At 67.2% G+C, this 21,772-nt stretch carries 22 protein-coding genes; 20 read left to right on the top strand and 2 right to left on the bottom strand.

Going from position 1 to position 21,772, the window contains the following annotated elements:
* Positions 1-2 precede the first annotated feature (2 nt).
* A complete protein-coding gene (locus ACFYO1_RS40495) occupies positions 3-224 on the bottom strand; it encodes a DUF2277 domain-containing protein (protein WP_387243838.1) in 222 nt (73 codons plus the stop codon).
* 134 nt (positions 225-358) lie between these two features.
* On the opposite strand from ACFYO1_RS40495, the gene ACFYO1_RS40490 reads away from it, so the two are divergent.
* Positions 359-1,195, top strand: a complete 837-nt coding sequence (locus ACFYO1_RS40490) for a DUF1266 domain-containing protein (RefSeq protein ID WP_150401012.1) — start codon at positions 359-361, stop codon at positions 1,193-1,195.
* A gap of 30 nt (positions 1,196-1,225) precedes the next feature.
* Here the strand turns inward: ACFYO1_RS40490 and ACFYO1_RS40485 are convergent, their stop codons facing one another.
* Entirely contained in the window at positions 1,226-2,080 is an 855-nt protein-coding gene (locus ACFYO1_RS40485) for a hypothetical protein (protein ID WP_387243835.1), read from the bottom strand.
* Positions 2,081-2,684: 604 nt separating this feature from the next.
* On the opposite strand from ACFYO1_RS40485, the gene ftsH reads away from it, so the two are divergent.
* From ftsH to ACFYO1_RS40390, 19 genes are all read left to right on the top strand, one after another.
* Positions 2,685-5,090: an ATP-dependent zinc metalloprotease FtsH gene (ftsH, locus tag ACFYO1_RS40480; protein ID WP_387243832.1), complete on the top strand. Its 2,406-nt coding sequence runs from the start codon at positions 2,685-2,687 to the stop codon at positions 5,088-5,090.
* Between the two features lie 174 nt (positions 5,091-5,264).
* Complete coding sequence (gene folE, locus ACFYO1_RS40475) at positions 5,265-5,918, top strand: GTP cyclohydrolase I FolE (protein WP_387244125.1); 654 nt, start codon at positions 5,265-5,267, stop codon at positions 5,916-5,918.
* Positions 5,919-5,929: 11 nt separating this feature from the next.
* Entirely contained in the window at positions 5,930-6,826 is an 897-nt protein-coding gene (folP, locus tag ACFYO1_RS40470; RefSeq protein WP_387243829.1) for a dihydropteroate synthase, read from the top strand.
* Positions 6,823-7,257, top strand: coding sequence for a dihydroneopterin aldolase (gene folB / locus ACFYO1_RS40465; RefSeq protein ID WP_387243827.1), 435 nt, complete (start codon positions 6,823-6,825; stop codon positions 7,255-7,257). Before folP ends, folB begins: the two co-directional genes overlap by 4 nt.
* A complete protein-coding gene (gene folK / locus ACFYO1_RS40460; RefSeq protein WP_387243824.1) occupies positions 7,254-7,808 on the top strand; it encodes a 2-amino-4-hydroxy-6-hydroxymethyldihydropteridine diphosphokinase in 555 nt (184 codons plus the stop codon). The genes folB and folK overlap by 4 nt, the downstream gene beginning before the upstream one ends.
* On the top strand, positions 7,805-8,275 hold the full coding sequence (locus ACFYO1_RS40455; protein ID WP_387244122.1) for a DUF3180 domain-containing protein: 471 nt from the start codon (positions 7,805-7,807) through the stop codon (positions 8,273-8,275). Before folK ends, ACFYO1_RS40455 begins: the two co-directional genes overlap by 4 nt.
* A gap of 70 nt (positions 8,276-8,345) precedes the next feature.
* A complete protein-coding gene (locus tag ACFYO1_RS40450) occupies positions 8,346-9,323 on the top strand; it encodes a DUF6779 domain-containing protein (RefSeq protein ID WP_387243821.1) in 978 nt (325 codons plus the stop codon).
* Between the two features lie 359 nt (positions 9,324-9,682).
* The gene (locus tag ACFYO1_RS40445; protein WP_387244119.1) at positions 9,683-10,594 is read left to right on the top strand and encodes a Rossmann-like and DUF2520 domain-containing protein; all 912 of its coding nucleotides are present in this window, start codon (positions 9,683-9,685) and stop codon (positions 10,592-10,594) included.
* Positions 10,594-11,523 (top strand): pantoate--beta-alanine ligase, encoded by a 930-nt coding sequence (panC, locus tag ACFYO1_RS40440; RefSeq protein WP_387243819.1) that lies wholly within the window; start codon positions 10,594-10,596, stop codon positions 11,521-11,523. The genes ACFYO1_RS40445 and panC overlap by 1 nt, the downstream gene beginning before the upstream one ends.
* Before the next feature lie 27 nt (positions 11,524-11,550).
* Complete coding sequence (gene panD, locus ACFYO1_RS40435) at positions 11,551-11,970, top strand: aspartate 1-decarboxylase (RefSeq protein ID WP_387243816.1); 420 nt, start codon at positions 11,551-11,553, stop codon at positions 11,968-11,970.
* Position 11,971: 1 nt separating this feature from the next.
* Complete coding sequence (locus ACFYO1_RS40430) at positions 11,972-12,769, top strand: type III pantothenate kinase (RefSeq protein WP_387243813.1); 798 nt, start codon at positions 11,972-11,974, stop codon at positions 12,767-12,769.
* A gap of 182 nt (positions 12,770-12,951) precedes the next feature.
* Positions 12,952-13,572, top strand: coding sequence for a cysteine dioxygenase (locus tag ACFYO1_RS40425; RefSeq protein WP_387243810.1), 621 nt, complete (start codon positions 12,952-12,954; stop codon positions 13,570-13,572).
* Between the two features lie 8 nt (positions 13,573-13,580).
* Complete coding sequence (locus ACFYO1_RS40420; protein WP_387244117.1) at positions 13,581-14,003, top strand: rhodanese-like domain-containing protein; 423 nt, start codon at positions 13,581-13,583, stop codon at positions 14,001-14,003.
* A 262-nt stretch (positions 14,004-14,265) separates the two neighbouring features.
* The gene (lysS, locus tag ACFYO1_RS40415) at positions 14,266-15,765 is read left to right on the top strand and encodes a lysine--tRNA ligase (protein ID WP_387244114.1); all 1,500 of its coding nucleotides are present in this window, start codon (positions 14,266-14,268) and stop codon (positions 15,763-15,765) included.
* A gap of 115 nt (positions 15,766-15,880) precedes the next feature.
* The gene (locus ACFYO1_RS40410; RefSeq protein WP_029900677.1) at positions 15,881-16,240 is read left to right on the top strand and encodes an Lsr2 family protein; all 360 of its coding nucleotides are present in this window, start codon (positions 15,881-15,883) and stop codon (positions 16,238-16,240) included.
* Between the two features lie 281 nt (positions 16,241-16,521).
* Positions 16,522-17,085, top strand: coding sequence for an FHA domain-containing protein (locus ACFYO1_RS40405; protein WP_223884889.1), 564 nt, complete (start codon positions 16,522-16,524; stop codon positions 17,083-17,085).
* A gap of 129 nt (positions 17,086-17,214) precedes the next feature.
* The gene (locus tag ACFYO1_RS40400) at positions 17,215-17,799 is read left to right on the top strand and encodes a DUF1772 domain-containing protein (RefSeq protein WP_387243806.1); all 585 of its coding nucleotides are present in this window, start codon (positions 17,215-17,217) and stop codon (positions 17,797-17,799) included.
* 94 nt (positions 17,800-17,893) lie between these two features.
* Positions 17,894-18,835, top strand: coding sequence for an esterase/lipase family protein (locus ACFYO1_RS40395; RefSeq protein WP_387243803.1), 942 nt, complete (start codon positions 17,894-17,896; stop codon positions 18,833-18,835).
* A gap of 276 nt (positions 18,836-19,111) precedes the next feature.
* Positions 19,112-21,673 carry an ATP-dependent Clp protease ATP-binding subunit gene (locus ACFYO1_RS40390; RefSeq protein ID WP_387243800.1) on the top strand — a complete coding sequence of 854 codons (2,562 nt, stop codon included), beginning with the start codon at positions 19,112-19,114 and terminating at the stop codon, positions 21,671-21,673.
* Positions 21,674-21,772 lie beyond the last annotated feature (99 nt).

Here is a 21,772-nt window from a genome sequence, read left to right as displayed (position 1 = left end):
GATCAGTCGGACCCGGCCGCGACCGGGCGATCGGGTAGATCCGCGAGTAGCTGGGTGGTGGCCGCGGCGATGGCCGTGACGGCCTTGTCGACCGCGGCCTTGGTCGTGGAGCTCAGGCCGGACACACCACCGACCGTGCGCACGTACTGCAGTGCGGCAGCATAGATTTCCTGCTCGGTCGGGGCAGGCTCCAGGCCGCGAAGGAGGGTGATGTTACTACTCATGCGAGCACAGTAGCTCTCCGGCGGGGTATGCGGCAGGGCAAGAAAAACTCCGAACCCCGCCGCGCCTGCGGGGACACGCAGAATTCGTCCCATTACACAGGCTCTTCCAAGATCTATGGTGAACAATCGAGGTCATGCCTGCCCGCGGTGTACCCACGTTGACAACCTTCCCGTACGAGGAACTGGATCAGCGCGAAGAGGACCACTGGTCCGGCGCGGCGGTCGCCGACGACGAACTGCGCGCCCTCGCGCTCGGCGCCTTCTACTCCGCGCGCTGGGACGCCTTCCACGACGCGCTGCTGCTCGGCCCGGAGCGCGAGCATCCACTCGGCGACCGCCGCGAGCTCGCCATCGACACGCTCACCGGCGCCTGGGGCATCACCGACGCGACCGAGGCGCAGGCCTCGATGGAGCAGCTACTCGACGGCATGCACGCGCCGTTGTACGCGCTGGTCCACCCGCTGGTGATGGCCTCGATCAACGCCAGCGAGCGAGACCGGTTCGGCGAGCGCGCCGATCGGCACCGGGCGTTCCTGCGGCAGGTCGGGTCGTTCCGCGGGATGGACAATCCGGAGGCCCTGGTCCGCGACTACGACATCTGGTCGCAGGCGATCAAGATCGGCTTCACCGATCATCTGGCCCGGCCGTTGCCCAGCGACATCCACGCGTGGGACCTGGCCCGGGTGGTCGCGGTCGCGCGGATGGCCTTCACCGCCGGATACCTCGACGCCGACCTGGCCTGGGACTACCTGGCCCGGGCCCTGCCCATCGCGCAGGCCAAGTACCGCAACTGGCGGCAGTTCGGCGACGCCTACCTGACCGGCTGGACCTACTGGCAGGCGTGCGAGGACCTCGCCGAGCTGAAGAACGGTGGCGTCGACCGCCGGATGGAACTGCTGCGGCTGTGGATGCGGCCGACCAGCCCGTGGCGGCGGATCAGCCTGACCGTGCCGCCGGTGGTACAGGCCTGAGCCGACCGCGCGGCTAGCTCTTCCGCTGAGCTAGCCGCCATCCGGCAGGGAACGCAGGATGCCGCGGCCGTAGCGCTGGAACTGAGCGTCGTCGACCATACCGAGCGAGTGCCGCTCGACCAGCAGCTCCCACTCCGAATACAGCTGGGCCACACCGGGATCGGCCGGGCCGGCGCCGCCGTCGGCGGAGTCGCGGCGGACCGCGAAATTCACCGCGAGCGTGACCCGTTCGGTGTCGGCGCGGTCGTTGCCGGTGAAGTGCAGGGTGATGTTCCCGTCGTGCACGTCCATGCCGGTCTCGCTGCGGGGCGCCCCGATCTCGCCCGCCATGGCCGGGGTGCCGTCGGTGTTGCGGGCCCACAGCACGGCCGGGATGGGCAGTTCGTGCGCGTAGCGGTCGCCCGTGCCGATCGAGATGAACAGCAGCCGCCCGGTGGTCGCGGCGAGCAGGCCGGGACCGGTGCCCGCGGGCGGCCGCGCGACGGCGATCGCGGTTTCCAGCACGTATTCGTCGGGCGTGACGTATCGGTGCAGCGCGGCGATGGCCGGTTTCGCTTCCTTGTGCGGCGCCATCCGGCGCACGGCACGGTCCACATCGGCCCGGGTCGGGCCGGATTTGCCCCAGGTCGGAGCGGGTGGGTTCAGGTCGGGGGCGGCCACGTCGATGCGCTGGGTGGCCAGGATCTGGCTGTTGATCCGGTCGACGATCTCGGTCGCGGCCGGAACGTCGTGCTCGGCGATCAGCACGGGCAACGGGGTGCGGTCGGCGGGCACACCGGTCAGCACGGGAGTCGGATATCTCAGGTATATCTCGATGACAACGGCGTCGTCGGCGCGTCGATTCAGCCGGACCTTCAGCAGGTCCGAGATCGGGACGTCGAGCACCCGCTCGCCATCGGAGCCAGGCCGCAGGACGATCAACCGCCCGCGCCCGTGACGCACTATCGCTGTGGGTGTCCGTAGCTCAACTATGTCCATACCCCCTGCGCTCTGTTCGATTTGCAGTACTCGCGGTGCCCTACGTGGTTTATGCTTCGCTGCCTCCTCGGGCATCCGCACTGCGGGTTCGATTTGCAGTACTCACGGTGCCCTTGCGTGGTTACGCTTCGCTGCCTCCTCCGGGCACGTCGCTCGCACTACGAGGTTGGGTTTACGGTGCTCGCGGGGCCTTTATCTGTTTACGCAAGCTACCGTCTCCGTGCCCGTCGCTCGCACCGCGGTGTTGTGTCGTCGCTCACGATAGGCGGAACATGCCATGATTGTGACCACTTGGAGTAACCCGGACCGGGGTCTTCGGGAACCACCGAGGTCCCTTGGCCGTTTACCCCTTTAACTGCACCTGCAGCCGAACTGCGCGATGTATCGACTAGACCGTACGCGGTAACGTGGCATGTCCGCATCCGAACCCTCCCGGAGCCGGACGCGCCCGACGCATCGCTAGCACGAACCGGAGACACCGGAAAGGACTGGCCGGACCGGCCGACGCTCTATGAACCGCAAGACTGTGTTTCGCACCCTGGCCATAGTCTCGGGCATCTTGCTCGTGATCTATGCGTTCAGCTATTTCGGCAACGACACGCGCGGCTGGAAGAGCGTCGATACGTCCGTCGCATTGAGCCAGCTGAACGACAAGAGCAACGTCAAGAATGTTCAGATCGATGATCGTGAACAGCAACTGCGCATCGAGCTGAAGAACGGCAACGACGCGACCGGTGGCCAGAGCAAGATCATCGCCAAATACCCTGGCGGCAGCGCGAGTTCCGGACAGGTCTTCGACGCCGTGAAGAATTCCGGCGCGACCTATAACACCGTGGTCAAGCAGGACAGCTGGCTGACCCAGATCCTGCTGTTCGTGCTGCCCATGATCATCCTGCTCGGCCTGTTCGTCTTCGTCATGGCCCGCATGCAGGGCGGTGGTCGCGGCGGCATGATGGGCTTCGGCAAGTCGAAGGCCAAACAGCTGTCCAAGGACATGCCGAAGACCACGTTCGCCGACGTGGCCGGTGCCGACGAGGCGGTCGAAGAGCTCTACGAGATCAAGGACTTCCTGCAGAACCCGGTGCGCTACCAGGCCCTCGGCGCCAAGATCCCGAAGGGCGTGCTGTTGTACGGCCCGCCCGGAACCGGTAAGACGCTGCTCGCGCGCGCCGTGGCCGGCGAGGCGGGCGTGCCGTTCTTCACCATCTCCGGTTCGGACTTCGTCGAGATGTTCGTCGGTGTCGGCGCGTCACGCGTGCGCGACCTGTTCGAACAGGCCAAGCAGAACAGCCCCTGCATCATCTTCGTCGACGAGATCGACGCGGTCGGCCGCCAGCGCGGCGCCGGCCTCGGCGGTGGCCACGACGAACGCGAGCAGACGCTGAACCAGCTGCTGGTCGAGATGGACGGTTTCGGCGATCGCACCGGCGTCATCCTGATCGCGGCGACCAACCGCCCGGACATCCTCGACCCCGCGCTGCTGCGTCCGGGCCGGTTCGACCGGCAGATCCCGGTCGGCAACCCCGACCTTGCAGGCCGCCGCGCCATCCTGCGGGTGCACTCGCAGGGCAAGCCGATCTCGCCCGACGCCGACCTCGACGGTCTGGCCAAGCGGACCGTCGGCATGTCCGGCGCCGACCTGGCCAACGTGATCAACGAGGCCGCGCTGCTCACCGCCCGGGAGAACGGCGCCGTCATCACCGGCGACTCGCTCGAGGAATCGGTCGACCGCGTGGTCGGCGGCCCGCGCCGCAAGAGCCGGATCATCAGCGAGCACGAGAAGAAGATCACCGCCTACCACGAGGGCGGCCACACCCTGGCGGCCTGGGCGATGCCGGACATCGAGCCCGTCTACAAGGTGACCATCCTGGCCCGCGGCCGCACCGGCGGCCACGCCATGACGGTGCCCGAGGACGACAAGGGCCTGATGACCCGCTCGGAGATGATCGCCCGCCTGGTGATGGCGATGGGCGGCCGCGCGGCCGAGGAGCTGGTGTTCCACGAGCCGACCACCGGCGCGTCCTCCGATATCGACCAGGCCACCAAGATCGCTCGCGCGATGGTGACCGAATACGGCATGAGCTCGCGCCTGGGCGCGGTGCGCTACGGCCAGGAGGCCGGGGATCCGTTCCTCGGCCGCTCGATGGGCCAGGCCTCGGATTACTCGCACGAGGTCGCCGGCGCCATCGACGAGGAGGTGCGCAACCTGATCGAGGCCGCGCACACCGAGGCGTGGGCCATCCTCAACGAGTACCGCGACGTGCTCGACGTGCTGGCGACGGCGCTGCTGGAGAAGGAGACCTTGCACCGCAAGGAGCTCGAAACCCTGCTCGCGTCGGTGCAGAAGCGGCCGCGGATCACCGCGTTCAACGACTTCGGCGATCGCGTGCCGTCGAACAAGCCGCCGGTGAAGACCCCGGGCGAGCTGGCGCTCGAGCGCGGCGAGCCGTGGCCGCCGGAGCAGATCCCCGCGCCGCTGCCCGCCGGCGTGGCCAGGGAGAACCAGCCCGCCAACGGCTACCCGGACACCGGCGCCTACGACGCGCCCCCGCAGTACGGCTACCCCGCGCCGCCCGCGACCGGGTACCCGGCGCAGCAGGGTCCCGCGCAGGGTGGTTACCCGCAGCGCGGGGGCACGCACGGGTCGCGACCGGACTACGGTGCTCCGGCCGGTTGGTCGGCCCCCGGCTGGCCGCCGCGGGACGAGCAGCAGCCGGGGCAGCCGCCCGGCTGGACCGAGCCGCAGCCGAACCAGGGCTACCAGCCGTCGTGGGGTCCGCAGGGCGCCCAGCCGGACGGTGGCTACGAGCGCGGCAACTACGGCGAGCACCCCGGATACGACGAGCCGGGTCGCCCGAACCCGAACGGCGACGGCGAGAACGGCGAGTGGGACAGGCCGAACAACGGCCGGCACTGAAGCCGGGCGGCGCTCGCGTGACCTGCGTGGTCGGGCGAGCGTCGCCTCCGGGCCGGTTGCTCGCATCGTGCGCGGTGACGATTAGGCTCGACCATCGGGGTGCCGAGTGATTGCCGGGACCCGAGATTTTGGAGGTGTCCTCGATTGTCGGCCAACAATCACATCGGTGGCCACGTGCTCGCCGATTCGGACGGTGTTGACGAGAACGGTTCCGGCAACGGCGTGACCGGCGAACAGCTCGTCGCGCTGGAGACCGGTCAACCGTTCGACCAGGCCAGGGCCGAAGCCGCGGTGCGCGAATTGCTGCTCGCGGTCGGGGAGGATCCGGATCGTCCCGGGCTGCTGGACACGCCCGCCCGGGTCGCCCGCGCCTACCGGGAGATGTTCGCCGGGCTCTACGTCGAGCCGGACGCGGTCTTGAACACCACGTTCGACGAGGGGCACCAGGAATTGGTGCTGGTCCGCGACATTCCCATGTACTCCACCTGTGAACACCACCTGGTGTCCTTCCACGGTGTCGCGCACGTCGGCTACATCCCCGGCAAGCACGGCCGGGTCACCGGGCTGTCCAAACTGGCCCGCGTGGTCGACCTGTACGCCAAGCGCCCGCAGGTGCAGGAGCGGCTGACCAGCCAGATCGCCGACGCGGTGATGCGCAAGCTGGACCCGCGCGGCGCCATCGTGGTGATCGAGGCCGAGCACCTGTGCATGGCCATGCGCGGGATCCGCAAGCCGGGCGCGAGCACCACCACCTCGGCGGTGCGCGGCCTGTTGCAGTCCAGCCCCTCGTCCCGCGCCGAGGCGCTCGATCTCATTCTCCGGAAGTGAACGAGGATCACATGACCGCAGATGGGAGCAGCTTCGCGCGTGGCGGTCGCTCCTGTGTGGTGATGGGCGTCGTCAACGTCACCAGTGATTCGTTCTCCGACGGCGGTCGCTACCTCGACCCCGAACTCGCCATCGCGCACGGCATCGAGCTGTACGCCGAGGGCGCCGACATCGTCGACATCGGCGGCGAGTCGACCAGACCCGGCGCGGTGCGCATCGACCCGGAAACCGAAGCCGCGCGGGTGGTTCCGGTGATCCGCGGTCTGGTCGCGGCGGGCGTGCCGACCAGCGTCGACACCATGCGCGCGAGCGTGGCCGAGGCCGCGCTCGCGGCCGGTGTCTCCGTGGTGAACGACGTGTCCGGCGGCCGCGCCGACCCGGACATGGTGAAAGTCGTTGCCGCCGCGGACGTCCCGTGGATCCTCATGCACTGGCGCGCGGGCGCCGACTACCGGCACACCGGGCCGGCCGACCACTACGACGACGTGGTCGCCGAGGTGCTCGCCGAGCTGAGTACCCAGGTGGACCTGGCCGTTGCCGCGGGCGTCGATCCGTCCCGCCTGATTCTCGATCCCGGCCTCGGCTTCGCCAAGAACGCCGGACACAACTGGGATCTGCTCGGCGCGCTGCCCGAGCTGATCGGCCAGGGACTGCCGGTCCTCGTCGGCGCCTCCCGCAAACGCTTCCTCGGCGCGTTGCTCGCCGACGAGTCCGGCCCGCGACCGCCCGACGGCCGCGAGATCGCCACCGCGACCGTCTCCGCGCTGGTCGCCATGCACGGCGCGTGGGGCGTGCGGGTGCACGACGTGCGCGCCTCGCTGGACGCCATCACCGTGACCGATGCCTGGCAGGTCGCCGCCCGGCACCGCACCGCCCAGCCGAGCCCGGTACCAGGAGCGCACCGATGAACCCGACCCCCGTCACCGCCGATCAGGCCGCGGCGCAGGCGAATCCGACGGTCCAGCGCGGCGCCGACCGCATCGAGCTGCGCGGGCTGCGTGCCTACGGCTATCACGGGGTGTTCGAACACGAGCGCCGCGACGGCCAGGAATTCGTCGTCGATCTCACCGTGTGGCTGGACTTTTCCGCCGCCGCGGCCACCGACGACATCCTCGCCACCGCGCATTACGGCGAACTCGCCGAAAACGCCGTGCGCATCATCCAGGGCACACCGCGCAACCTCATCGAGACCGTCGCCGCCGAGATCGCCGACGACGTGATGACCGATCCGCGCATCGCCTCGGTCGAGGTGGTCGTGCACAAGCCGTCCGCCCCGATCCCACACACCTTCACCGACGTCCGGGTGGTCACCTCGCGGCACCGCAAGGAACCGCTGTGACCCGCGCCGTGCTGTCGATCGGTTCCAACCTGGGCGACCGGCTGGCGCATCTGCGCAGCGTCGTGGCCGGACTCGGCGCCCGGGTCGTCGCCGTGTCCCCGGTGTACTCGACCCCGCCGTGGGGCGGGGTCGAACAGGACGACTACCTCAATGCCGTTGTCGTGGTCGATGATCCGGAGCGGGCCGCGATCGACTGGCTGCGCCACGGTCAGCGGCTGGAACAGGCCGCCGATCGGGTCCGCGAAGTGCGCTGGGGCGCACGGACCCTCGACGTCGACGTGATCTGGTGTGCCGACCGCGGGCACGACGAATGGATCGCCGTCAGCAGCGCGGATCCGGAACTGACGCTGCCGCATCCGCAAGCGCATCGCCGCGCGTTCGTCCTGATCCCGTGGCAGGACGTGGAACCGGACGCGACGCTCGAGGTCGACGGCCGGGCGCAGGCCATCACCGACCTGCTCGACGAACTGCCCGCCGCCGAACGCCTCGGCGTGCGACGCACCGAGCTGACCCTGTTGCACGACACCGAAGGTTCGGCGTCGTGCAGCTGAAACCCACGCGAATCCTGGACCTGGCCGCGAACGTGGTGATCGCCGCGATCGTCGCGTGGATCGCGACCCGGATGGCGTACAACAGTTTTCCGCCGATCTCCATCTACGCGGGGGCGTCGCTGTATCCGGTCGCCGTGCTGGAGGCGGTGCTCGGGTTCGTCATCCGGGCCAGGGTCAGCGACAACCAGCTCGGCAACGGCAGGCACCAGCTGCATCCGATCACCGCGGCCCGCGCGGTCGCGCTGGCCAAGGCGTCGCTGCAGGTCGGTTCGATCGCCGCGGGGGTGTGGCTCGGTTTCCTCTGCTGGGTCTTCCCGCAGCGCGGCACCCTCGGCGCGGCCGCCGCGGACAGTCCGGGCGCGATCGTCGGGATGCTGGCGGGGGTGGCTTTGGTTGCTGCGGCCCTGTGGCTCGAGTATTGCTGCCGGGCTCCTGAGGACCCAACCGACGATCCGGCAACCACTTAGCAAATATCGCCCTCGGAATTGCCGCACCGAGTTGTGGGCGCGCGGAGTCGATCAAGCTACCCTGGCTTGCATGGTTTCACCCTCCCGTACCAGCACTTCCCGTCGACGGCGGGACGACGCGGGAAAATTGTTCATCGGCGTATTGATTCTGCTCGGACTGGTTGCCAGCGTTTTCCTGGTCTTCAGCAACAGCTTGCAGTTCGTCCGGATCGGTTTGGTCGCGGCCCTGTGGGCGGCGGTCATCGGCGCATTAGCCGCGACTAGGTATCGCAAGGAAGCGACGATCGACAAGGCCAAGGTTCGCGACCTGCAGACCGTTTACGAGTTGCAGCTCGAGCGGGAGGTCACCGCCCGGCGCGAATTCGAGCTCGGCATCGAGGCGCGGGTGCGCGAGGAAGTCGGCGCCGACGCCACCGAACTGGCCGCGTTGCGCGCCGAACTCACCGTGCTCCGGACCAGTCTGCAACGCCTGTTCGACGGCGACCTGCCGATGGATCGGCCCGCCCTGCGCGCCGACGCGACCCGGGTTCAAGAGCTGACCAGCGCGGGTGGCGAGCCGGCGAACAATAGCTCCGCGAATGCCGGACCCTGGTCGGTCCCGTCGAACCAGCAACCGCGCAGCAGTGTGACCCCGGTGTTCGTGCCCGATCATCCGGAGCCGCCGCTCTTCGCCAGCCCCTTCGACGACCCGGTCACCGCCGAGACGTCGGCGGTCTCGCTGGAGGACGACGAGCCCGCCGAGGTCACCGATGCCGCCGGGACCGACGGCGATCCGGAGCAGTCCGGATCCGGCTGGGCCGACGCCTTCACCGAGGGCCCGGTCATCGAGCCGGCCCCCGCGCCCCGGCCGGCGCCCAAGCCGGCGTACCAGTCGACCCGCCCCTCGGCCTGGCCGACGACGGAGGGCCCGACGGTGGGCACGGCCAGCTCGCGCCGGCGGCGTCGCGCCGAGGCCGACGCGGATTCCGACGCACCCGAACGCCGGCTCTCGGTCGCCGAGATCATGGCCAACCTGCAATCGGAGGAGAAGAGCCGCGACCGGCGCTGACCGCCGCCAATTAGATGCGCGGTGTGAGCGACGGGCCCGGAGGCGGTAGCGAAGCGTGACCACGTAGGGACCCGCGAGCACCGCCAATTAGATGCGCGGTGTGAGCGACGGGCCCGGAGGCGGTAGCGAAGCGTGACCACGTAGGGACCCGCGAGCACCGCCAATTAGATACTGCGTTGTAAATCACTGCCCAGGGCCGTGGCACTGGCAAACATCGGGCCGATATTCTCGATGCCGTACGTCCGGTACCCGCACGGCGGGACTGGAACGAAATCGAGAGGACACTGTTGACCTCGAGAAGCGTGAATTCTGACGACGACGCGGCTTCGGTCCACCCCGTTTCGAACGATCCCCAGTCGGTGGTGGGCGGCGATCTCGCGCCCGCTCGGCTGACCGTCGGCATCGTCTCGGCGGGCCGCGTCGGCTCCGCCCTCGGCGCGGCACTGGAACGCGTCGGCCACGTGGTGTTCGGCGTCTCCGCGATCTCCGACGCCTCGGTCCGCCGCGCGCGGACCCGGCTGCCCGATTCCGAGATCCTGCCGGTCGAGGACGTGGCCGCCCGCAGTGAGCTGCTGCTACTCGCCGTGCCCGACACCGAGCTGGCCGGCCTGGCTCGCGGCCTGGCCGGCGCGAAGGTGGTCCGGCCGGGCACGATCGTCGCGCACACCTCCGGCGCCAATGGCGTCGGCGTGCTCGCCCCGCTGGCCGAGATCGGCGCCATGCCGCTGGCCATTCATCCGGCGATGACGTTCACCGGCCACGACGAAGACATCACCCGGCTGGGCAACGCGTGTTTCGGCATCACCGCCGCCGACGAGATCGGTTACGCCATCGCGCAGGCGCTGGTGATCGAGATGGGCGGCGAGCCGGTCCGGGTGCTCGAGCAGAACCGCGCGCTGTATCACGCGGCGCTCGCGCACGGCAGCAATCATCTGGTCACACTGATCGTGGATGCGGTTGCCGCGCTTCGGGTCGCACTGGAAGGACCCGGTCTGCTCGGGCAGCAGATCGTCGACGACCAGCCGAACGGCCTGGCCGAGCGGCTGCTCGCCCCGCTCGCCTCGGCCGCGCTGGACAACGCGCTGCGGCGTGGGCAGTCCGCGCTGACCGGCCCGGTCGCCCGCGGCGACGCGGATGCCGTCGCCGCACACCTGACCGCACTGGAATCCGTCGATTCCCGCTTGGCCGAGGGCTATCGCGCCCTGTCGCTGCGCACCGCCGAACGCGCGGGCACCAATCCCGCCGTCATCGAGCTGCTGAAAGGGCGCTGATGTTCGATCCGAAATTACGTGCCGCCTACCGGCCCGGTGAGCTGACCGTGCACCACGATCCCGCCGTGATCACCCAGGTGTCCACTGCCCTGCGCAGCGTCGGCCGCACCGTCGCGCTGGTGCCGACCATGGGCGCGCTGCACGAGGGGCATCTGGAGATCGTCCGGCTGGCCAAGCGGAACAACCAGGTCGTGATCGTCTCGATCTTCGTGAATCCGTTGCAGTTCGCCGCGAACGAAGATCTGGACAAGTACCCGCGCACCCTGGACTCCGACGTCGAACTGCTCCGGGCCGAGGGCGTCGGGCTGGTGTTCGCGCCGAGCGTCGCCGACATGTACCCGGACGGCCCGCGTACCACCGTGCAGCCGGGCCCGATCGGCGCCGAGCTCGAAGGGGCAAGCAGGCCAACGCATTTCGCCGGCATGCTGACCGTGGTCGCCAAGCTGCTGCAGATCGCGCGCCCAACCGAGGTGTACTTCGGCGAGAAGGACTACCAGCAGCTCACGCTGATCCGGCAGCTGGTCAGGGACCTGAACTTCGATGTGAAGATCAAGCCGGTGGCCACCGTGCGCGAGCACGACGGCCTGGCCATGTCCTCCCGGAACCGGTTTCTCGATGCGGCACAGCGGGAATCGGCGCTCGGCCTGTCCGCGGCGCTGGCCGCGGGCAAGCACGCCGGTGGCCTCGGGCCCGAGGCCGTGGTCGAAGCGGCCCGCCAGGTGCTGGCCGCGGTGCCCGGCCTCGACGTCGACTACCTCGAATTGCGTTCCACCAATCTCGGTCCCGCGCCGGAGACCGGCAATGCCCGGCTGCTGGTCGCGGCCAGGGTGGGCCCCACCCGGCTGATCGACAATGTCGCCGTCACTCTCGGCGCGCCGATCGACGGCCACCCCAACGCCTCCGTCCAGCGGACCTCCCAGCCCGTTTAGGCGACGAACCAACGAAAGGGCGACGCAATGCTGCGCACCATGATGAAGTCGAAGATCCACCGCGCCACGGTGACCCACGCCGACCTGCACTACGTCGGCTCGGTGACGGTGGACCAGGATCTCCTGGACGCCGCCGATCTGCTGGAGGGCGAGCAGGTCTGCATCGTCGACATCGACAACGGCGCGCGCCTGGAGACCTATGTCATCGCGGGCGAACGTGGATCCGGCGTGATCGGCATCAATGGCGCCGCCGCGCATCTGGTCCACCCCGGCGATCTGGTCATCCTGATCGCCTACGGCCAGCTGAACGAGCAGGAAATCGCGGAATACGAGCCGAAGGTCGTTTTCGTGGACGAGCGCAATCGTCCGGTCGAACTCGGCTCCGATCCGGCGCACGCGCCGGCCGGCTCCGGGCTCACCTCGCCGCGCTCGCTCTCGCTCGCCTGACATGCTGCTGACCATCGACGTCCGCAATACGAATATCGTGCTCGGCCTTTTCTCGGGTACCGGCGCGCATTCGAAACTGGTGCGGCACTGGCGAATTCACACCAATCCGCTGCTGACCGCGGACGAATTCGCGATGCAGGTGCGCGGGCTGGTCGGCCCGCAACTCGACCAGGTGGTCGGAGTTTCCGGGCTGGCCACGGTGCCGCCGGTGCTGCGTGAACTGCGCACGATGCTGACCCAATATTGGGGACACGTGCCGCACGTGCTGGTGGAACCCGGTGTGCGCACCGGAATTCCGCTGCTGGTGGATAACCCGAAAGAGGTCGGCGCCGACCGGATCGTGAACTGCCTGGCCGCCTATCAGCACTACAATTCGCCGGCCATCGTCATCGATTTCGGTACCGCCATCTGTGTCGACCTGGTCTCGGCCAAGGGCGAGTTCCTCGGCGGAATCATCGCCCCCGGCGTGGAGATCGCGACCGAAGCCCTGGTGGAGCGCAGTGCGCTGCGCCGGGTAGAGCTGGCGCGGCCGCGGTCGGTACTGGGGAAGAACAGTATGGAAGCCATGCAATCCGGCGCGGTTTTCGGTTTCGCCGGGATGGTGGACGGACTGATCGATCGGATTCGCGACGAGTTCGAGGCCTTTTCCGGCAATGACGTCGCGGTGGTCGCGACCGGCCCGACCGCGGCGCTGATCGTCCCGGAATCGGAGACCATCGACGATCACGACCCGTACCTCACCCTGACCGGGTTGCGGCTCGTATATGAGCGGAACCAGCGTCGCAAGGGCGCTGTCTGATTCTCGCCATGTCGGATTCGTCGCACCCATCGGCGCTTGCCTCCCCAGTGTCCGATGCTGATACACTCACCGCTGTGTATTTCCGCGTGCGCACCCAGGAGTGTTGTCGAGGCTGACCAAGCCTCGACCGATCGAGGCTGACCACCGCCCTCGACCGTTCGCGACCTCCTGGAGATTCGCTCATGCGTTCTTCCGTACTTTCCCTTTCCGTAGCCCGGGATGCCTTTCCGGCTACCCCGCCGCTCGAACGCGCCGTGGCCTCCGCATTGCCGACCCGCCTGCGTCCCGCCGATTTGCTGCGGCTGACCGACGAAGGCGCCGAGGATGTATTGGCCGGGCGGTACGACCATCTGCTGCCCGCGAACGGCGTGTGGCCCGCCGATGAACGGTGGGCGACCCGGCTGCTCACCGATGACGAAGTCGATGTCTGGCTGATCAGCTGGACACCGGGAAAATCCACCGAATTGCACGACCACGCCGGCTCGCTCGGCGCGTTGACCGTGCTCAGCGGGGCGCTTTCGGAATTCCGCTGGAACGGCAGCGAACTACGCCGCCGTGTGCTGTCCGCGGGCGATCAAGCGTCCTTTCCCATCGGCTGGGTGCACGATGTAATGCGGGCCCCGGCGCAGTCCGTGGCCGGCAGCGCCACCGAGTCGATCGACCCCGCACTGCTCGAACCGACGCTCAGCGTGCACGCCTATTCACCGCCGCTCACCGCCATGTCCTATTACGAGGTCACCGGCCACGGAAGCCTGCGGCGCACCCGAACCGTTCTCACCGACCAGCCCGAAGGTGATATGTAATGACTCGCCTGACCATCGATCAGATGCTCGACAACGCGCGGGCCCAACTGAACCGCATCTACGCCTTCGAATTGCCGCAGGCGCTCGCCAGGGGCGCGATTCTGGTGGACATTCGCCCGCAGGCGCAGCGGGTGCGCGAGGGCGCGTTGCCCGGAGCGCTGGTGATCGAGCGGAATGTACTGGAATGGCGGCTCGATCCGACCAGTTCGGCCCGCTTGGCCCTGGCCACCGACCACGATGTGGAATGGATCGTCGCCTGCTCCGAGGGCTATACCTCCAGCCTCGCCGCCGCGGCGCTGCAACAACTCGGGCTGCACCGGGCGACCGATCTGGTCGGCGGCTTCCACGCATTGAAGGCGGCCGGTCTGCTGCACATCGGAATCCAAGCGCCGCACTTCGCCCGCGAGGTCGACTCGCTCGCCTCGCTGTAATTACCCTGCATCACTTCCATCTCGAAAGATCCGGGCGCACAAGCGGTTTCGCGTCCGGATCGATGCATGCCCGCTATTTCCCCGGATAGCGGACCGTGCAAATCCGGCGAACAACGCGGGGACGGGCCGAGACCGTTTCGTTACTCCGGGAAGTAGGCCGGGCGGGCCGCAAAACGATTTCCGGTGCACGCTAGGGTTGTTGGATGTGAGCACCAGCGACACTTCCTCGTCCAGCGATCCCGCATCGGATTCGCGGCCTGCCGTGGCGCCCGACGCCGACGATGCCCCGGAGCAGATACGGATTCGCAAGGAGAAGCGGGAGCGGTTGCTCGCGGACGGCGGTGACGCCTATCCCGTCGTCGTGCCGCGCACGCATACCCTCGCCGAAATTCGTGCCGCATATCCGGATCTGGCCGCCGACACCCAGACCGGGTTGCAGACGGGTGTCGCTGGTCGCGTCATATTCATGCGTAATACCGGCAAGCTGTGTTTCGCGACGCTGCAGGAGGGTGACGGCACCAAGTTGCAGGCGATGATCAGCCTCAACGGTGTCGGCGCCGACGCGCTCGCGGCCTGGAAGTCCGATGTCGACCTCGGCGACTTCGTTTTCGTGCACGGCGAGGTGATCTCCTCGCGCACCGGTGAATTGAGCGTCATGGCCGATTCCTGGTTCATGGCGGCCAAGTCGCTGCGGCCGCTGCCGGTGGCGCACAAGGAGATGAACGAGGAGTCCAGGGTCCGGCAGCGCTATGTCGATCTGATCGTGCGTCCGGAGGCCAGGGAAATGGCCAGGACGCGCATCGCGGTGGTGCGTGCCCTGCGTAATGCGCTGGAACGGCGCGGCTTCCTCGAGGTGGAGACGCCGATGCTGCAGACGCTGCACGGCGGCGCCGCGGCCCGGCCGTTCGTTACCCATTCCAATGCCCTGGATATCGATCTCTACCTGCGAATCGCGCCGGAGCTGTTCCTGAAGCGCTGCGTGGTCGGCGGGCTGGAGCAGGTCTTCGAGATCAACCGGAACTTCCGCAACGAGGGCTCGGACTCCACGCATTCTCCCGAGTTCGCGATGCTGGAAACGTACGAGGCGTACGGCACCTACGACGACTCCGCGCGGATGACCCGGGAATTGGTCCAGGAAGTCGCCCAGGAGGTGTTCGGCACCCAGGTGGTCACCCTGGCCGACGGCACGGAATACGACCTGCGCGGGGAGTGGACGACGGTCGAGATGTACCCGTCGCTCTCCGACGCCCTCGGCGTCTCCGTGACACCGGAAACGTCGGTCGCGGAATTGCGCGCGCTCGCCGATCGGGTCGGTCTGGAAATTCCCGAGGGTAAGGGCTATGGCCACGGCAAACTCGTCGAGGAACTGTGGGAACACCAGTACGGCGACAAGCTCTACGCGCCGACTTTCGTGCGCGACTTCCCGGTGGAGACCTCGCCGCTCACCAGGCAACATCGGACCACGACCGGGGTCACCGAGAAGTGGGATCTCTATGTCCGTGGCTTCGAGTTGGCTACTGGCTATTCGGAGTTGGTGGATCCGGTGATCCAGCGCGAGCGCTTCGTGGATCAGGCGCGACTGGCCGCGCAAGGCGACGACGAGGCTATGGCGTTGGACGAGGACTTCCTTGCCGCGATGGAGCACGGCATGCCGCCGACCACGGGTACAGGTATGGGAATCGATCGTCTGTTGATGGCGTTGACGGGTCTCGGAATCCGGGAAACAATACTGTTCCCAATTGTGCGACCGGTCACTCGCTGACCAGCTGATTGCAAAATCTCGGCCTCGTCTTGGAAAATTTGGAATTCGAGGTATTCTTGCCTCGGGTAATCGGCCTAGTATGCGGGTCGCACGATTTCGAGAGGACGTTCATCTCATGGCAAAGAAGGTCACCGTTAGCCTGATCGACGATGTCGATGGGGAGTCCATCGCGGACGAGACCATCGAGTTTGCGATCGACGGTGTTTCGTACGAGATCGACCTGTCGTCGGCGAATGCCGCGAAGCTGCGCGACGGGCTGGAAGAGTGGGTTTCGAGTGCCCGCCGAGTGAGTGGCCGTCGCCGGGTCAAGGCCGCCGCGACCGCGACGGGTGCCCCCAAGAGCCGGGTCTCCATCGACCGCGAACAAAGTGCGGCAATTCGCGAGTGGGCTCGCCGGAATGGACACAAGGTGTCCGCGCGGGGACGTATCTCCGCGGACATCACCGACGCGTACAACAAGGCCGCGAAGGGTTAGTTTCATATTTTTCAGCCGCCGTCCCAGCGAATCGTGCGACGCCGGGGCGGCGGTTTTCTCTTTGTCCGGCGGCTCATAGGCTGCTGATATAACCGCGCGGCGCGAAGACACGCTGCTCGAAGTGGCGCGCGGATCGATCTTGCTCGTGGTTCCAGGACGCGGCACCATGGAAACGTGCGACGGTCACTGGCGGTATGGAGAGACGAGGTATCAGCGCAGTGACTGGATTCGTCGGATCATTTTTGCGATTCCAAGATGACACGGGTCGTCAGCAGGAACTCATGCTCAGCGCCGATCGCGAGCGGGTGACCATCGGCCGCTCGCCGCAGGCCGACCTCGCGCTGCCCTGGGACGCCGAGGTGTCCCGGCTGCACGCCGCGATCGAATATCTCGGCGCGCAGTGGACCATCGTGGACGACGGCCTTTCCCGCAACGGCACTTTCGTCAACGGCGACCGGCTGGTCGGCCGGCGCAGGCTGATGGCGGGCGACGTCATCCGGGTCGGCACCTCGCGGGTGTCCTTCCATGATTTCGGCGGCGTCGCCGACGACATCACCCGCGTCTCCAGCGGAACGGTGCCGCCGAGTTTCCGCTCGCTCACCGAAACTCAGCGTTCGGTGCTGATCGCGCTGTGCCGCCCGTACAAGAACGGCGCGGCCTTCGCGACGCCCGCCTCCAATCAGCAGATCGCCGAGGAATTGTTCCTCAGCGTCGACGCGATCAAGACGCATCTGCGCGCGCTGTTCGCCAAGTTCGGCGTCGAAGACCTGCCGCAGAACGCGAAGCGGGTCCGCCTCGCCTTCCTGGCGATTCAGAGCGGGCTCATCTCCGACCGGGATCTGTGACCCGCGCGTAGACGATCGCTTAGCCGGCCGAGTGTCTCGGCCATGGATAGCCGTGTCGGAACCGGCTTGACTTAGACACATCGAACCGGAGCGATGAGGGCTCCAGTCGGGTTTCACTCAGGAGGAATTATGACCGCCGCACGCCTGGCCGCCCTGGTCGCGGCCACCCTGGCCACCGGGCTCATCGCGGGTCTTTTCTACGGCTACGCGAACTCGGTGATGCCGGCGCTCAACCAGACCGACGATCGCACCATGATCGACGTGATGCAGAAGATCAACGTGGTCATCATCAACCCGGTGTTCATGATCGGGTTCATGGGCACCGTCGGGTTCTCGATTCTGGCCGCGGCGCTGCACCTGGGTAAGGACCAGCGCACCACGCTGATCTGGATCGGTGTCGGCCTGGTCATCAACATCATCGCCTTCGCCGTCACTTCCGGCCTGAACGTGCCGCTGAACGACCAGCTGGCCGCCGCGGGCGATCCGGCCCAGATCGCCGACCTGGCCAAGGTCCGGGCCGACTTCGAGGCCACCTGGGTGCGGTGGAACATCGTCCGCGCGGTGCTGCACACGCTGGCCTTCCTGGTGCTCTGCGGCGCGCTGTTCGCCTCCGGCGTCCAGCAGGGCAAGGCGAGCGCCGCGGCGCCCGGACCGCAGATGGCGCAGGGCCAGTTCCCCGGCCAGCCGGGTGCCCCCGCCTACCGGCAGGGCTAGACCGCAACGGGCACAACCAGTTTCGCGACTCGACCGCGCCTGGGACACGCCGCACGGTAGCTTTCTGGAACACGTTCCAGATTTGGAGGCTACTGTGCAGCGTGTTCCAGGCTTTTCGCTTCTCGTCGTCCTGTTCGCCGCGCTGTGCGCGCTCGCCTCGGCGCCGGCCCAGGCCGAGCAATATCCGGTCGACTACAACTTCTTCGCAGGCATCCCGAACGAACTGGCGAATCCGGGCGGTTCGCTGCCCGGCGCCAACGACTGGTCCTGCCGCCCGAGCGCCGCGCATCCGAACCCGGTGGTGCTCGCGCACGGCACCGGCGGTGGAGCACAGACGAATTGGGGCGTATACGCGCCGCTGCTGGCCGATCAGGGCTACTGCGTGTACTCGATGACCTACGGCGCCTACGACCTGCCCTGGCCGATCTCAGCCATCGGCGGCATGCTGCCGATGGAACAGAGCGCACCGCAGTTCGCCGCCTTCGTCGACCGGGTGCTCGCCGCGACCGGCGCCGCGCGGGTCGACATCGTCGGTCACTCGCAGGGCAATTTCATCGGCAACTATTTCGTCAAGCGGCTCGGCGGCGCGGCCAAAGTGGACAAACTGGTCGCCATCGCGCCGCCCTGGCTCGGCTCGAACGTCGCGGGGGCGGGTGAAATCGCCGCGTTCAGCCAGCGGCTCGGCGCCGGGCGCGCGTTCGACACGCTGGTCGGCTCGCTGTGCCAGGCCTGCCGTCAGGTCGTGGCCGGCTCGGACTTCCTCGCGGCGCTGAACGCGGACGGTGTCTACCACCCGGCGGTGACCTACACCAATATCGCCACCCGCCTCGACGAACTCGTGGTGCCCTACACGTCAGGCCTGGTGCCCGGCCCCAACGTGACCAACATCGTCGTCCAGGACGGCTGTGCCCAGGACTTTTCCGAGCACGCGGGCATCGCGGGCAGCCCACGCGCGGCCGCCTATGTGCTCAACGCGCTCGATCCCGGGCATCCGCACGAGGTGCCGTGCGGTTTCATCCCACCCTTCACGGGGTAGCACCCGGGCAACGGTCGCCGGGTGCGCCGGCGGTGTTCGCTGAGGGCAAAACCCATTCCGGAAACGAATCATGCAATGCTCACGTTATGAGTGAATGACCGTGCTGACGCTGGTCGCCAATAGGGTGGACTGGCGGCGGCAGCATCCCCCGCCAACTAGAGTGGAAGGCGGGGGCCACGACCCCCGGGCTTCATGGCAGGCTGACGCCCACGGTTGTTACACAGCACACTGCGGCGTCTGTTGCCAGAATGTCGGAAGCAGGAGAGTGAGGGAGCGATGTTCGAGAGGTTCACCGACCGCGCGAGGCGTGTCGTTGTCCTGGCCCAGGAAGAGGCCCGGATGCTCAACCACAACTACATCGGTACCGAGCACATCCTGCTGGGGCTGATTCATGAGGGTGAGGGTGTCGCGGCGAAGTCGCTGGAGTCGCTCGGGATTTCGTTGGAGGGGGTGCGCAGCCAGGTCGAGGAGATCATCGGTCAGGGTCAGCAGGCTCCGTCGGGGCATATTCCGTTCACGCCGCGGGCGAAGAAGGTTTTGGAGCTGAGTCTGCGGGAGGCGTTGCAGCTCGGCCACAACTACATCGGTACCGAGCATATTTTGCTGGGTCTCATCCGTGAGGGTGAGGGTGTGGCGGCGCAGGTGCTGGTCAAACTGGGTGCTGATCTCAATCGGGTGCGTCAGCAGGTGATCCAGCTGCTGTCCGGCTATCAGGGCAAGGAGCCCGTGGAGGGCTCCGGTTCGCGTGGTGAGGCGGGTACGCCGTCGACCTCGCTGGTGCTCGATCAGTTCGGCCGTAACCTGACCCAGGCCGCGCTCGAGGGCAAGTTGGATCCGGTGATCGGGCGCTCGAAGGAGATCGAGCGGGTGATGCAGGTGCTGAGCCGGCGCACCAAGAACAATCCGGTGTTGATCGGTGAGCCCGGTGTGGGTAAGACCGCCGTGGTGGAGGGTCTGGCTCAGGCGATCGTCAACGGCGAGGTGCCCGAGACCCTGAAGGACAAGCAGCTCTACACCCTGGATCTGGGTTCGTTGGTCGCGGGCAGCCGCTACCGCGGTGATTTCGAAGAGCGCCTGAAGAAGGTCCTCAAGGAGATCAACACTCGTGGTGACATCATTCTGTTCATCGACGAGCTGCACACGCTCGTCGGTGCGGGTGCTGCCGAGGGCGCGATCGACGCGGCCTCGATCCTGAAGCCGAAGCTGGCTCGCGGTGAGTTGCAGACCATCGGTGCGACCACGCTGGATGAGTACCGTAAGTACATCGAGAAGGACGCGGCGTTGGAGCGCCGGTTCCAGCCGGTCCAGGTCGGCGAGCCGACGGTCGAGCACACCATCAACATTTTGAAGGGTCTGCGCGACCGCTACGAGGCGCACCACCGGGTGTCGATCACCGACGGCGCGCTGGTGGCCGCGGCGACGTTGGCCGACCGCTATATCAACGACCGGTTCTTGCCGGACAAGGCGATCGATTTGATCGATGAGGCGGGTGCGCGGATGCGGATCCGTCGCATGACCGCCCCGCCGGATCTGCGGGAGTTCGATGACAAGATCGCTGATGCGCGCCGGGAGAAGGAGTCCGCGATTGATGCGCAGGACTTCGAGAAGGCGGCACGGTTGCGGGACAAGGAAAAGCAGCTCGTCGCCAAGCGTGCCGAGCGGGAAAAGCAGTGGCGTTCCGGTGATCTGGATGTGGTCGCCGAGGTCGATGACGAGCAGATCGCGGAGGTGCTGGCCAACTGGACCGGTATCCCGGTGTTCAAGCTGACCGAGGAGGAGACCACCCGTCTGCTCCGCATGGAGGACGAGCTGCACAAGCGGATCATCGGCCAGGAAGACGCGGTCAAGGCCGTGTCCAAGGCGATCCGCCGCACGCGTGCCGGCCTGAAAGACCCGAAGCGTCCGTCGGGGTCGTTCATCTTCGCCGGTCCGTCCGGTGTCGGTAAGACCGAGCTGGCGAAGTCGCTGGCGAATTTCTTGTTCGGTGATGACGACGCGTTGATCCAGATCGACATGGGTGAGTTCCATGACCGGTTCACCGCGTCGCGGCTCTTCGGTGCCCCTCCGGGCTATGTCGGGTATGAGGAGGGTGGTCAGCTGACCGAGAAGGTGCGGCGTAAGCCGTTCTCGGTGGTGTTGTTCGACGAGATCGAGAAGGCCCATCAGGAGATCTACAACACCCTGTTGCAGGTCCTCGAGGACGGCCGGTTGACCGATGGTCAGGGCCGGACGGTCGATTTCAAGAACACGGTGCTGATCTTCACCTCGAACCTGGGCACCTCGGATATTTCCAAGGCGGTCGGGTTGGGCTTCTCCCAGTCCAACATTCAGGGCTCGAACTACGAGCGGATGAAGCTGAAGGTCAACGACGAGCTGAAGAAGCATTTCCGGCCCGAGTTCCTCAACCGTATCGACGATGTCATCGTGTTCCATCAGCTCACGACCGAGCAGATCGTGCAGATGGTCGATCTGATGATCGGCCGGGTCGGTGTGCAGTTGAAGAACAAGGACATGTCGATGGAGCTGTCCGAGCAGGGCAAGGCGCTGCTGGCCAAGCGTGGCTTCGACCCGGTGCTGGGCGCGCGTCCGTTGCGGCGCACGATCCAGCGTGAGATCGAGGACCAGCTCTCGGAGAAGATCCTGTTCGGCGAGATCGGACCCGGCCAGACCGTGTTCGTCGACGTCGAAGGCTGGGACGGCGAAGGCACCGGCGAAGACGCCAAGTTCACCTTCACCGGCAAAACCAAACTCACCAAGGCCGACGACAAGGGCGACGAAAAGCCCGAGGTCGTCCTGACCGGCGCCACCGAAGGCACCGCCGAAGCCTCCGGCGAGTAACAGCACCACGCAGAAGGCCCGCCTCCGCAAGGGAGGCGGGCCTTCTGCGTTGTCAGCCACCTTCAGCCACCCGCGGGATGATTGTTTTCGCATAGCTGC

The sequence above is a fragment of the Nocardia sp. NPDC006044 genome (genome assembly GCF_042871115.1).
In the GTDB taxonomy this organism is placed as follows: Bacteria; Actinomycetota; Actinomycetes; order Mycobacteriales; family Mycobacteriaceae; genus Nocardia.
Note: the sequence above shows the minus strand (reverse complement) of the source record. Positions and strands in the feature narration are given on the sequence as shown.